At 46.4% G+C, this 12,694-nt stretch carries 13 protein-coding genes; 9 read left to right on the forward strand and 4 right to left on the reverse strand.

Annotation, left to right across the window (positions count from 1 at the left end; all coding sequences use genetic code 11):
* Positions 1-441 precede the first annotated feature (441 nt).
* Entirely contained in the window at positions 442-738 is a 297-nt protein-coding gene (locus JNUCC31_RS27615) for a HesB/YadR/YfhF family protein (protein ID WP_192266431.1), read from the forward strand.
* Between the two features lie 71 nt (positions 739-809).
* Positions 810-1,259 (forward strand): NUDIX domain-containing protein, encoded by a 450-nt coding sequence (locus JNUCC31_RS27620; protein WP_192266433.1) that lies wholly within the window; start codon positions 810-812, stop codon positions 1,257-1,259.
* A gap of 125 nt (positions 1,260-1,384) precedes the next feature.
* Here the strand turns inward: JNUCC31_RS27620 and JNUCC31_RS27625 are convergent, their stop codons facing one another.
* From JNUCC31_RS27625 to JNUCC31_RS27635, 3 genes are all read right to left on the reverse strand, one after another.
* The gene (locus tag JNUCC31_RS27625; RefSeq protein ID WP_192266435.1) at positions 1,385-1,900 is read right to left on the reverse strand and encodes an ADP-heptose synthase; all 516 of its coding nucleotides are present in this window, start codon (positions 1,898-1,900) and stop codon (positions 1,385-1,387) included.
* A gap of 188 nt (positions 1,901-2,088) precedes the next feature.
* On the reverse strand, positions 2,089-2,532 hold the full coding sequence (locus JNUCC31_RS27630) for a DUF441 domain-containing protein (protein WP_192266437.1): 444 nt from the start codon (positions 2,530-2,532) through the stop codon (positions 2,089-2,091).
* A 5-nt stretch (positions 2,533-2,537) separates the two neighbouring features.
* Entirely contained in the window at positions 2,538-3,536 is a 999-nt protein-coding gene (locus JNUCC31_RS27635; RefSeq protein WP_192266439.1) for a YpdA family putative bacillithiol disulfide reductase, read from the reverse strand.
* A 178-nt stretch (positions 3,537-3,714) separates the two neighbouring features.
* On the opposite strand from JNUCC31_RS27635, the gene JNUCC31_RS27640 reads away from it, so the two are divergent.
* From JNUCC31_RS27640 to JNUCC31_RS27660, 5 genes are all read left to right on the forward strand, one after another.
* Entirely contained in the window at positions 3,715-4,308 is a 594-nt protein-coding gene (locus JNUCC31_RS27640) for a DUF2087 domain-containing protein (protein WP_192266441.1), read from the forward strand.
* A gap of 550 nt (positions 4,309-4,858) precedes the next feature.
* A complete protein-coding gene (rsgA, locus tag JNUCC31_RS27645; RefSeq protein WP_416234464.1) occupies positions 4,859-5,884 on the forward strand; it encodes a ribosome small subunit-dependent GTPase A in 1,026 nt (341 codons plus the stop codon).
* A gap of 56 nt (positions 5,885-5,940) precedes the next feature.
* On the forward strand, positions 5,941-6,279 hold the full coding sequence (locus tag JNUCC31_RS27650; RefSeq protein ID WP_079346840.1) for a L,D-transpeptidase: 339 nt from the start codon (positions 5,941-5,943) through the stop codon (positions 6,277-6,279).
* A 187-nt stretch (positions 6,280-6,466) separates the two neighbouring features.
* Positions 6,467-7,006, forward strand: a complete 540-nt coding sequence (locus JNUCC31_RS27655; RefSeq protein WP_192266444.1) for a GNAT family N-acetyltransferase — start codon at positions 6,467-6,469, stop codon at positions 7,004-7,006.
* Between the two features lie 354 nt (positions 7,007-7,360).
* On the forward strand, positions 7,361-7,513 hold the full coding sequence (locus JNUCC31_RS27660) for a hypothetical protein (protein WP_192266446.1): 153 nt from the start codon (positions 7,361-7,363) through the stop codon (positions 7,511-7,513).
* 123 nt (positions 7,514-7,636) lie between these two features.
* Here the strand turns inward: JNUCC31_RS27660 and JNUCC31_RS33580 are convergent, their stop codons facing one another.
* Positions 7,637-7,876: a hypothetical protein gene (locus tag JNUCC31_RS33580; protein ID WP_024630323.1), complete on the reverse strand. Its 240-nt coding sequence runs from the start codon at positions 7,874-7,876 to the stop codon at positions 7,637-7,639.
* 423 nt (positions 7,877-8,299) lie between these two features.
* Between JNUCC31_RS33580 and JNUCC31_RS27665 the strand changes: the two genes are divergently transcribed.
* Positions 8,300-8,620 carry a hypothetical protein gene (locus JNUCC31_RS27665; protein ID WP_192266449.1) on the forward strand — a complete coding sequence of 107 codons (321 nt, stop codon included), beginning with the start codon at positions 8,300-8,302 and terminating at the stop codon, positions 8,618-8,620.
* Positions 8,621-8,675: 55 nt separating this feature from the next.
* Positions 8,676-12,680 carry a type VII secretion protein EssC gene (gene essC / locus JNUCC31_RS27670; protein ID WP_192266451.1) on the forward strand — a complete coding sequence of 1,335 codons (4,005 nt, stop codon included), beginning with the start codon at positions 8,676-8,678 and terminating at the stop codon, positions 12,678-12,680.
* Positions 12,681-12,694 lie beyond the last annotated feature (14 nt).

Here is a 12,694-nt window from a genome sequence, read left to right on the forward strand (position 1 = left end):
GCGGTATGTCTTGGGTATCATTCATACGGCAGCATGGCTCCGAGAGCAGAGCCACCACCGCAGATAAAGTTCGATTGTGAGAAGCAAAACAGCAAACCTATTTAGAGGCTTCTGTGATGCGGACTTATGAACGGAATAACGATTTCATGGGTGCTCCGGTATTTAGTTGTGTGCTGAGTTGATGTAGATCGTCATTGTTAAACACCGTAACCACCCTTTCTTTTTTGGTAATAAATTGAATGTGGATCTCGTATGTTTGCATCTTAACACCGACTTTTACAATCTGTCAAACGTTTTTCCAAAACGAAATATCTAACGATTGGTAGTGGGATCATTCCGTTTTGATGAACTTTTATTACATATTTGCGGTGTGGAAGGTTTGTAATCGAGCGATTGTAGCGATATGATGTAACATATATATAGAGAAGGAGTTGACACCAAATGAGTACCATACATGTATCTGACCGGGCTGCTCGCTGGTATAAGGAAGAACTGAATTTGAACGAAGGAGACAGCGTACGATTCTTCGCCCGTTATAGCTCCGGCGGAGGACTTCATCCCGGTTTCTCACTGGGAATCGCTGTGGAGGAACCGAGACATCCTGCTGACCAAACGAAGGTATCAGGTATTCAATTTTTTATGGAAGATCATGATTACTGGTATCTGAAGGGTCATCAACTTCATGTCGATGTTGTTGAAGAAGGTCAGGATATCGAATATCGCTACACTGAGATTTAACGGGATACATCTGCGTATATAGAATGTCTCATCACCGGTCGCACCGATTTTCGAACAGGAGGAGATACGAAGTGAATCCGCCAGCCCGAGATTTGGCCCAGTATATCGCGAACCGCTCTCATATTGTTGTAAAGGCGGCGGTTCGGGCCGAGAATGAACAAGGTGAATTGTTATTGATTCAGCATGCTGAACACGGTCATTGGCGTATTCCTGTGGGACAGATGCGCCCGGGAGAAGCCATTGAGGACACCGCGCACAGAGAACTCTGGGAGGAGACGGGGTGGACTACCCATCATATGACACTTGAAGGTTTGCATTCCGGTCCGAATATGAGACATTTACATGCCAGTGGGGATGAAGAATATTACGTCATAGCCATGTTTAGAGCCCAGATCATTCAGGATTCGCTCGTAGAGTCGCGGGTGAATAGTGAAGCAGGGCTGAAGTTTTTTGATCCGAAATCATTGCCCAGGCTGAACGATCTTAGCCGGATATTGCTAAAGTATCCAGGAATGGAATAAATAAATCACGAAAAGAAGAAGCCTTTCCGGCCGGAAGGCTTCTTCTTTTCGTGATTTATACGAGATGGGCCCATGTTCAAAGCAGGATTGTTGTCCCCAATAAATGACGGGTTCTGACAATTAGACTAGACTTGATCAAGAGGTTCTTCATCGTCCATTGCAAAATCAAAGTCGTCAATATCGAATACCTGCACAGGAGATGCCGATTCGATAATGCGTGCAATTAATTCAACCTGATCGGTCAGGATAGGGATATCCAGACGCTGTGAAGTGAGCAGCAGTTCAGTCTCAATTGGATCAAAATATTCACCGTATTGAGCGGTATCAACCGCATTAATGATGGCGATGGATACCTGATCCCCAAACAGTATGGACGGACTTTTGGCCCAGGGGATAGCCAGGGCACGTTCTATTTTTTTCTTATTCAGCGGTTCTTCAAAATAAGAAATGATTTCGTTGATTTTGGATTTCACATGTTGGTCATCTGCTGGATTATCCATCAAAGGGTCAGGGCTGGTCTGAAATTCATATAACTCAAGGATGGTGGTATAAGGAACAATATATTCAACAGGCGCCGGGGGCGCGAGTAATTGACCGTAAATTGCCACCATCACGGCTTCGGTAACAAACTGACGTGACATGGGTCCTGAATCCTCCTGCGGCCATTTAATAGTTGCGAGGTGAATCAATGATTTGGACTAATAAGATCATCCCATTGATTCCTCTGCTATGGACTTGACTTGATGCTTGAATTGCATGAATAGAAGTATATCATACAACGGTGGGAAAAACAGCCAGTCAGCAGAAGGATGTCAAGTCCCAACTTTGATCATGATTTTCCGAGCAGTAAGGACAAAATTCCTGCGGCAATCAGAGGACCGACCGGTACTCCCTTGAACAAGGCAACCCCAAGTACCGTACCTATAAGCAGCCCGGCAACAACGGTAGGCTGTGTACTCATGAGCGTAGCACCACGTCCTCCCAAATGGGCGACGAGTAATCCTACACCAATGGCGAGCAGTGATTTCCAGTGCAGGAAAGACTCACCGATGGTCTGCAAGCTGATTTTTCCGCTGGCGAGCGGTGCCATAACACCAATCGTCAGGATGATAATACCGATCGTAAGTCCGTACTTTTCCAGCCAGGGAAAGGCCTGATTCAGGTTCAGTACCCGCAGCAACAATAGAAATATCATGGCTACGGTTACGGGTGTATTACTGCTGATAATACCTAGCGCGGCAAACACAAGCAACAGCAGTGAGGTCATATCCATTGATTTCATTCCCCTTCGGTCTGCCCGCGATGACGACTTACGATATGTTCTGCAATATATCTTCCATGCCAGCGTCCGGATTCAATAAATACTTCATTGGCATTGCGCCCTGAAGCGATAACTCCTCCAACGTATACGCCTGGCACACTGCTTTCCATGGTTTGCGGATCATATACCGGTTTATCCATATCCTCGGACATTTCCACACCGACGGACGAAAGCAGCTTGCGGTCAGGACGGAAACCCGTCAAGGCCAGCACAAAGTCATTGTCGATTTCACTGGTTGATCCATCAGAATGAAGCAAACGAACAGAATCGTCCAATATTTCATTTACACGTGAGCCCAGATGAAGTGAGATTCTGCCTTTCTGCACCAGGCTTTCAAACAATGGACGAACCCAAGGTTTAATGTGTTCCGAAACGCCATTCCCACGATAAACCATATCAATGTGCGCACCCACACGAACCAGTTCCATAGCGGCATCGACGGCTGAATTGCTTCCTCCAATGATGGCGACACGTGTGCGGGTGTATGGATGAGCTTCCCGGAAATAATGGGTGACTTTATCCTTGTCTTCTCCAGGAATGCCAAGATAGTTGGGATGGTCGAAATAACCTGTAGCCACAACGACATTTCGTCCTTCATGAACGATTGCTTGCCCACGCCGATTGACCGTATGTACCTCGAACGTGCCATCGTCCTTGCGTTTGATTTCTTTGGCTTCCTCATAGTTATGAACCCGCAGGCCGAAATGTTCGGCTACCTTGCGATAATAGGCGAGTGCCTCGTAACGAAAAGGTTTGTCGTTCGGTGTACTAAACGGAACATTCCCAATCTCAAGCAATTCCGCTGTACTGAAAAACTGCATATGGGTTGGATACAGATAAATAGATTGGACGATATTATACTTCTCAACAATTACAGCTGACAGTCCCAGCCGCTCGCATTCAATGGCAGCAGACAGACCGCATGGGCCGCCGCCGATAATAATGACATCTTCCATGTTCTTAATCCTCCTTATTTCAAGCACTATAATCCTACCGTAAATACGGGCCCAATGCCAGTTCAAGAAGGAGTCTGACATCAAGAAATCAATGCCGATTCCGGAAATTTGACTTGGAAGAGAGAAAAGATTAATATCAAATTAGATGATTATCTAAACGAAAGCGAGCTGAGTGATAATGCAATTGGAGAAGATTGTGGCCTACCACAAGGCTCTGGCTGATCCGACGCGGCTTCGGATGTTGCTGCTGTTGTCCCAGGGAGAACTTCATGGTCAAGCGCTTGCAGAAAAACTTAATCTGTCACAACCAACCGTTACACATCATGCATCCAAGCTTAGAGAAGCGGCGCTGATCAAGGAACGCAGAGAGAAAAATACGGTGTTTTTTACGCTTAATCCTTCTTTTATTCGAGAGCATGCGCAGGCCTCCGTTGATTTTATTTTTAAAAGAGAGGAGATTGCCGATATGAGTGATGTAAATGAGACGCTGAAAGCATCCGTAATGCGAAATTTTTTCTCCAAAGATGGGCGATTGCGTCAGATCCCGGCTCAGTACAAGAAAAAGCTGATTGTACTTGGTCATCTGGTCGAGCAGCTTGAATTTGGACGGAAGTATACGGAGAAGGAAATCAATACATTTATTCAAACCTATCATGAGGATTTTGCCACCATTCGTCGAGAGTTCATCATGCACCAGTTCATGTACCGGGAAGATGGAATCTATGAACTGAATCCGAAGGAAATGTGGACACGTTGGGATCAAGTGAAATAAGTTTTTGGAAAATGACTTGACAAAAGTAGATGAAGCTGTGTAACATGATGGATAATTCTACAAGGGAGGCGATGTTAAATGACAAATCTAATGGCAGTATACGTTAATTTGAATATAAACAGCGTCTCCGGAACGGATCAAAGCATGTGATTTTACGGCAGCTGGACAGTATGGTTCGCAATATTGTCCATATGTACGTAGATTAGAGTAACATGCACAGATGAAGCCACGGGTGACGTACCCGTGGCTTTTTTGTATGCCGAAAATGGGTTGTTTTTCTGGATCATGAATATCGGATCAGTGGAATGATGTATCCGATATGAATACCATTCAAACAATCATTCATTCGGCTAACTTCTTATTGCCGCGGGTGAGTAGTGCTGCTCGTGGCTTATTTGGTTTGATGCCGGATCGGAGCGCTCATAGGGATCGTTGTCAATGTCAAAGAAGGATAACACACCATTTATCGGGAGGAATTTTTATTTTGAATAGCACATTGGAGAAGTACGGCTGGTCTGCAAAATGGCAGGAGCTGTGGAATCAGTCTGGAATGGAAGAACAGTTAAGAAAACCCGCAAGAATTATTGCGGATCATGGACAATTGCTTCGCCTGATTACGGATGAGGGAGAATGTTGGGGACGGGTATCCGGGCGGATGCGTCATGATCATGTGGAGACGGGTATTGTACCAGCGGTTGGGGATTGGGTCGCCGTTACGGGGCAAGCTGGCGAAGAAGCCATAATTCACAGCATTGTGCAGCGTCAGAGCAGGGTATCCAGACAAGCTGCTGGTTCGGTGACCAAAGAGCAATTGATCGCGGCAAATGTGGATACTTTGCTGATCGTTGCCGCGCTCAATCATGATTTTAATCTGAGACGTCTGGAAAGGTACATTATGATGGCCTGGAATGGTGGAGTCAGACCGGTCATCATTTTGAGCAAAAGTGATCTGTGTGAGAATGTGGAAGAACAAATTTCGCTGGTGGAAGGCACTGCTCCTGGGATTGAAGTGTTGGCAATATCGGCTGTTCAGGACCGGGGCAAATCTTTACTTGAAAAATTTCTGTCTCCGGGCACAACGGTTGCCCTGACGGGTTCTTCCGGTAGTGGCAAGTCTACCCTGGTCAACTGGATGATGGGAGAGAGTGTACAGCTCACTCAGGCCGTTCGTGAGGACGACAGCCGTGGACGACATACAACCACACATCGGGAGATGTTTGTCTTGCCGCAGGGAGCGGTATTAATTGATACGCCGGGAATGCGTGAACTTAATCTGTGGGATGAAGGTCAGGATGGTTTGTCACATGCCTTTGGTGAAATTGAGCAACTCTCTGCGGGATGCAGGTTCCAGGATTGCACGCATACCCGAGAGGCCGGTTGCGCAGTGAAGGAGGCCATTCAGGATGGTTCATTGGATGAAAAAAGGCTGGGCAACTACTTGAAAATGCAGAAGGAACTGAAATTTCAGCAGCGCAAGGAAGAGGCCTCATCCAAACGACGGACCGCTTCAAGCAAACCCGTCAGTTCCCGCAAACCGAAACATGTCCGCAGTACAAAAGACTGGGAAGAGGCCTGAGATTAGGTGGGCATCCCTCTATATCCTGCATAGGATAGGTCAGGAGGGATTTCATCATGCCAGATTACAGCATCATCGTAGACCTGTCGGATCATATGTTATATCTTTTGGATGGCTCGCAGGTGGTTAAGGGCTATCCTGTCGCTATCGGCAAGATGCTCACGCAGACGCCTAACGGCGTGTTTACGATTATTAACAAACAAGAGAATCCTGGAGGGCCATTTGGTGTTCTGTGGATGGGGTTGTCAGCGCCGCATTATGGGATTCATGGAACCAATGATCCTTCTTCCATTGGCAAGTCTGTTTCCCATGGATGCATACGCATGTACAACTCGGATGTGCTGGACCTGTCTTCCAAAGTATCTGTAGGCACACAGGTAACGATCCGGCCCTAGGGGCCGGATTTTTACGCCAACAGTAGGACATGAGCGCTCAGCAAAATCTAAAGAGCAAATCAAGTTTTCCATTGATCAAGAAAAGTGTAATTTAAATATGGTCCAAGTGGATGGATTTAGAATTCATACGTATTGCACGTATACTATTGTAAAGTCGTCGAAATGACGAGAGAAAAGGAGTGATGACATGCGGATTAGACCAGCTTGTGAAGGGGATGCCGAAGCCATAGCTCATGTACATACAGAGAGTTGGAAGACGACATATAGAGGTATCGTGCCTGATGATTTTTTGGATAATTTGACTAAGGAATCAAGGTTGTCCCAATGGGAGCGAAATATTCGCTCTGACGAGAAGGATCAGATATTGGTGGTGGCTGAAGAGGCAGACGGGGAAATTGTCGGATTTGCCTGCGGTGGAAAGGAACGTGAAGGCAAGTTGCCTTACGACGCTGAGCTGTATGCCATTTATTTACTGAAAGAAGTGCAACAAACAGGTATCGGCCAGCAACTGGCAAGACATGTCGTTCGTTATCTCCACTCCCTGGACATGAGGAACCTGTTGATCTGGGCACTGGAGCAAAATTCAGCCTGTCGTTTCTATGAAAAGATGGGGGGAGTCCCTGTCCACACACAGCAAATCCGGATTGGCGGCCAAGATCTGATTGAGGTTGCTTATGGCTGGCAGGACTTGAGGCTTTTTGGAGATAAGATCCCACCCAGCAGTTGAATGAATGCAAGTTTGTGCAATCCTTAAAAAGGTTAGGGTGTGACATTAAATCAATCTTGATTGGGAGGCGTATTCAGATGTACATGCTGTAAAATCAGATCAGGATATCGTGAGAGAACGTGGATTCGGAATAATTCAGTTTTATAATCAGATAAACTTCGGGAAAGAATGACAAAGATTGCGATGAGTCCGCCTCAATCTGGATGGGGCGGGCTTTTGCATGTTTTTACATCCTGTAAAAATAGGCGAGGGAATGATGTGGAAAAGCTGTTTGGTGCACCTGTAATCTGGTTATTTATGGATACACGGGCAGAACAGATACCGTAAATCCAATAGGTAAAGGGGCTGAACTTCATGTCCATTGACCGTTTTATTCTAAGGAAGCTGAATACTTGTCAGGAAGAAAAGACACGTGATAATCTGGTTCGGTTGTTTGTCATTCGAATCCAAAAGGCTGAGATGGAAGAAGAGCATGAGACTGCCTATGTTGTCAGCAGAGTGCATTAGAATAGATATAGGGATTAGGTACAAAAAAAAGGAAGCTTGTCCTTAACGGCAAGCTTCCTTTTCCTTATGTTCGCGAATGAATGAATTCGCCGTTTCCATGTTGAAGTAAACAACTGACCCATCTTAATAAAGGGATAAGGCGAGGGAGTCATTTTCGCTACGGCTGTGAAGAATGGCTTCACCACCGACAATCTCAATACTAATCAATGATTGCAGACATTTCTGTAAAGCGCGTTTACCATTGCTAATCTTATGCTCAAGGGCACTGCTAAGCAATCGTAGTGTCTTTTGCACAGGTTGTTTGTTTTCTTGATTGAAATATACAGGGATTGATTTGTTTTGAAAAGTTATTAGTGTTCTCACTAGAAATCACCTCACGAGAGTTATTTCTTACTCGCTATATTAAGTTCCAATGCTTAAAATTACCTTAAAATCAGCTTATGAAAACATAAAGGTGGGCAATGTTTGAAAAGTGTTCACAATTCAATTGTGGGCGAAGCAATGAAAAGTCCCGAAAAGGTAGTTTGTAACTTCCATTTATATGGAATAAATCCGCGTAGTTTCGCATCCTCGCAATCATTAATGTGACTACTGGCTCGAAAGTTCTGAGTCAAATGGACGATATTTTAATATATACGTGGGTCATATGTAACGAAAGTGCAGGTTGTACATTGCAAACAGGGTGTTTATGTAAGAAAATAGGGTAAGAATAGCGTTTCATCTACTATTTTTTGATTTAATCTGACACTAGGACAATTTACATATGAGACCATGGGAGGGATTATATTGATTCTTACCGTGTATTCCGGCCGGGAGGAAGGCGAGTGGTTCGACATCGAGGTCCCGGATGAATGTACAGTTGAACATTTGAAGACCTTGCTGGGGGTCCGCATTTTTGGACAGGCACCGGGTGAGGGCATTCAGTACATCCTTGAAGCCAAGTTTCCGGAAGGATTGTGGTTCTCGCCACAGAATACGCAACAACTAATGGAAACAGGGCTGCGTCAAGGCAGCTGCGTACGGGTCCAGCGAGCGTTCTCCACCACTTCGGAAGAAGCGCCCGTGTATGGAAGACGTTCATTGTTTCAACAGGACAGCAACAAATGAGTGATCCGAACGTATATACTCATTACGGAAATGAATTAAAGGAGGTCTTCTCTTCGTGAATGTGTTATATCAGCGTTCTCCAAGAATGACACCGGTTCTCAAGGAAGAAAGGCTGGAGATTCTCAGGCCTCCGACAGAACCCAACAAACCTACTTTTTCAATGATATCCATTATTGTACCGATCATGATGACGATGGTTAGCATCGGCTTCTACGTATATATCAATATGAGCGGCAAAATGAACAATAGCAATTATATGATGTTCCAGATGATGACCGTTATGATGATGCTTACTTCATACACCATTCCGTTTTTTGTGTATCTGAGCAACAAGAAATCATACCGCAAAAAGCTGGAAGAGCGCACTGCCATGTATCGTGCACAATTGGAGAAGCATCGGGAAGAGCTGAAGGAAGCCCAAGCCGAACAAGTGAAGAGTCTGTATGAAATTCATGGTGATCCCAATGTATGTCTTCAATTGGTGAAGAATCGCAACAGTTCATTATGGGAACGTTCTCCGGAAGATGATGACTTCTTGCAAGTTCGAATTGGAACGGGCGAAATCCCGTTTCGGATCAAACTCCAGGTGCCTCGTGTGGACGGGTATGAAAAGGATGAGCTGATTGAAGCGGCTCATGAACTGGCAGCTGAATTCGAGACCGTGCCTGATGCGTCGATTACGTTACCGCTATTTCAGTCGAAAGTGATGGGTCTGGTTGGCAATCGGGAGGAAGTACTCGCTTCACTGCGCGTCATTATTTCACAACTGACGGTCCGTCATTCACCGGATGAATTGAAGATTGCTGCTTTTTATGAAGAAAAGGAAACGAAGGAATGGGATTGGCTGCGCTGGCTGCCCCATATCTGGGATGAAGATCAGGGACAGCGCTATATGGCCGACAGGCACAGCGGTGCGCATCAATTGGCGGACAGCTTGTTTTCCGTGTTGAACAGAAGGCGTAACAATAAGGAAGATCGTTACAAAAAAAGCGTGCAAATCCCATGTTATGTGGTGGTTCTCTCGGACACTCAATTAATAGAAGAAGAACCTTTGCTTCCCCTGTTGCTGGAATCGGCTCAGGAGATCGATGTATGTACCATTATACTGGCCAATCGCAAGGAAGCACTGCCCATGCATTGTCAGTTAATTATGGAGGCTTCGAAAGGCAAAGGGGTTTATATCAAAAAAACCGAAGATGCCGACGTGATCAAGCAAACCTATACACCAGATGTAATTTCCAGAGAGTCCGCAGAGGCGCTTTCGCGTTACATGTCACCGATTCGTCTGAAACGCTCATCCGCTTCAGACATACCCCAGATACTCCCGTTGTTCGATATGCTGAGTACTTCACGAGTGGAAGAATTGGACGTGGTTAACCGCTGGGCCCAGACGCGATACCCTGATACGCTTCCTGTTCCTATGGGCGTGCGAGCAGGCGGCAAGAAAATATCCATTAACCTTCATGATAAAATCGAACGTCAGGGCCATGGCCCGCACGGTCTGATTGCAGGCACAACAGGTTCAGGCAAAAGTGAAGTTATTCAGTCCATAGTGGCCTCTCTGGCTGCAGAGTTCCATCCGCATGATCTCGCCTTTATGTTGATTGACTATAAGGGCGGCGGGATGTCGAACACATTTGTGGGTTTGCCTCATGTCGTTGGCACGATTACCAATCTGGATGGAAATTTGATTGAACGAGCCAATATTTCACTTCGGGCCGAGCTGGTCAGAAGGCAAAAAATATTAAATGATGCCGGCAATCTCCAGCATATTGATGAATATTACAAAATTTTGCGTTCCAGACATGAACAGCCGTTGCCGCATTTAGTTATCATCATCGACGAGTTCGCGCAATTGAAGAGGGATCAGCCGGAGTTCATGGATGAATTAATCAGCATAGCGGCCATCGGCCGGACACTGGGTGTACATCTTATATTGGCAACCCAAAAGCCGGCGGGTGTTGTTGATGATAAAATCTGGAGTAATTCCCGTTTCCGTATCTGTCTTCGCGTTCAAAGCGAAGGGGACAGTCGCGATATGATCAAAATTCCAAATGCGGCCTGGATCACCAAGCCGGGTCGGGGATATTTCCAGGTGGGCAGTGATGAAGTGTTTGAGGAAATGCAATTTGCCTGGAGCGGTGCGCCGTACAATCAGCAGGAAGATACAACCACAGTATTGCCTGTCATGGAGGTGCGTTTAAACGGGAAGCGGGAGCCGCTCTTGACTGGAGAGCGCAGAGCTGTGCTCAAGGGAGAGGATGTGCCCAAGCAGCTCCAGGTGTTCATAGATTATGTGGCGAAAGAAGCAGCAGAGGCAGGGATCACCCGATTACCTGGCCCTTGGTTGCCGCCTTTACCAGAGGTGCTGGAATGGGAAAGCCTTAATAACTGGCAGGAAGAAGAGAACCGCGAGGCATTGCTTGACGGTGGAGCCAGCGGACTGAAACCGCTGGTGGGTCTGCTGGATGATTTGCCTAATCAGCGACAGCAACCACTCGCACTTCCGGTAGATCAGGGACATTTGGTTGTTTATGGTATGCCTGGTCTGGGGAAAACGACGTTTGTGCAAACCTTGCTGATGTCACTGGCCCGTTCGAGTCGAACTGAACCTTGGCATGGCTATATTATTGATATGGGCCGCATGATGAAGGATTTCGCAGGCTTGCCTCAGATCGGTGCAGTAATGATGTCTGAAGAAGAGGATCGGATCAAGCGGTTATTCCGATACATCCTGAAATTGTCTGCACAACGTAAAGACATGATCTCGGAAGCCGGGGTTAAAACGATTTCAGCTTATCGGCGGACGGCTCATGCAGCTGTGCCACAGATTGTGGTTGTTATTGACGGCTATCTTTCTTTCCGTAATGCATATCCAGAGGAGAATGAACTTCTGGAAACGATTCTTCGAGAAGGTGGAAGTTTGGGGATCACATTTATTCTCACGGCTAACCGGGTAACCGATGTATTCGAGAAGTTCAGAAGCAACATTCCTAATGCAGTTTCATTTGAACTATCCGATCCAAGCGATTATTATTACGCAGTGGGACGGCCGTCCAAGGCACCAAGTCAGCTTCCGCCAGGAAGAGGGCTGGTCAAGGGGCAGGTCCCACCACTGATGTTCCAGGCGGCGTTGCCGTCAACCGGAGATGATGAGGGCAAGCGTTCGTCCGCTCTGCGCCATACCATTGCAGAGATTAGGGGCACTTGGAGCGGAGAAGAAGCTCCGCAGATTGCCCCGCTACCGGAAGAAGTCAAGCTTAGAGATGTACTTATTCGCACAGGCACCTTCGGAAAAGTCGGAGGCACATCATCCTTAACAGTACCCGTAGGTTTACTGACCGATGATCTGGAGCCATTCCAGCTTAACCTGCGCGAGGGTCCGCATTTCATGGTTACGAGTCCGATGGAAGGTGGTAAAACGACATTTTTGCTCACATGGATGTTGTCACTTGCTTATCATGCGTCTCCTGAAGACATGCAAATATACACGGTAGATATGCGCTATGGTTCGGGAGGACTGGGTGAAATCAGCAGTTTGCCCCATGTCCATGGACATGTATCCCGTGAAGAACAGCTTGCACCTGTGATCCAACAGTTGTACGATGAAGTTCTAAAAAGAGGCGAGTTAACCGGTGGACCAGAGATTGTTCTCGTCATCGACGATGCGGATACACTAGCCAAACAGTTGAATGATTTTAATGTGAAGGATCAATTGGGAGCGATTGTTCGTCAAGGCAGGGATCGAGGCATACATGTGATTCTGTCAGGTGTTCCTGCAGATTTCCCAACCTTTGGATCTGACTGGGTAAACGATGTGAAGGCTTCCCAGAGCGGATTGCTGTTCGGGACTTTAGACCCTAACGATCTCTCGTTCTTCCGTATACCTTATTCCGAATCCGGGGGGAGCACGAATGGGCTTAAGGTACTGCCCCCGGGTCAAGGTTATTATGTAAAACGTAAATATTCCAGGGTTAAAGGTGCAGTTCCATGTGATGGAAGCTGGAAAATGACCGATTGGATTTCTGAAATTCGTGACCGATGGCATGTTGTAGTTTGAGGGGAGGTGGCTCA

Source organism: Paenibacillus sp. JNUCC-31 (assembly GCF_014844075.1).
In the GTDB taxonomy this organism is placed as follows: Bacteria; Bacillota; Bacilli; order Paenibacillales; family Paenibacillaceae; genus Paenibacillus.

Bases quoted from the DNA above. Each gene is read 5' to 3' on its own strand.
- JNUCC31_RS27625 (WP_192266435.1), bottom strand. From the start codon at position 1,900: ATGTCACGTCAGTTTGTTACCGAAGCCGTGATGGTGGCAATTTACGGT.
- rsgA (WP_416234464.1), top strand. From the start codon at position 4,859: ATGGAAGAACAGTTAAGAAAACCCGCAAGAATTATTGCGGATCATGGA.
- JNUCC31_RS27640 (WP_192266441.1), top strand. From the start codon at position 3,715: ATGCAATTGGAGAAGATTGTGGCCTACCACAAGGCTCTGGCTGATCCG.
- JNUCC31_RS27630 (WP_192266437.1), bottom strand. From the start codon at position 2,532: ATGGATATGACCTCACTGCTGTTGCTTGTGTTTGCCGCGCTAGGTATT.
- JNUCC31_RS27660 (WP_192266446.1), top strand. From the start codon at position 7,361: ATGTCCATTGACCGTTTTATTCTAAGGAAGCTGAATACTTGTCAGGAA.
- JNUCC31_RS27615 (WP_192266431.1), top strand. From the start codon at position 442: ATGAGTACCATACATGTATCTGACCGGGCTGCTCGCTGGTATAAGGAA.
- JNUCC31_RS27650 (WP_079346840.1), top strand. From the start codon at position 5,941: ATGCCAGATTACAGCATCATCGTAGACCTGTCGGATCATATGTTATAT.
- JNUCC31_RS27655 (WP_192266444.1), top strand. From the start codon at position 6,467: ATGCGGATTAGACCAGCTTGTGAAGGGGATGCCGAAGCCATAGCTCAT.
- JNUCC31_RS27635 (WP_192266439.1), bottom strand. From the start codon at position 3,536: ATGGAAGATGTCATTATTATCGGCGGCGGCCCATGCGGTCTGTCTGCT.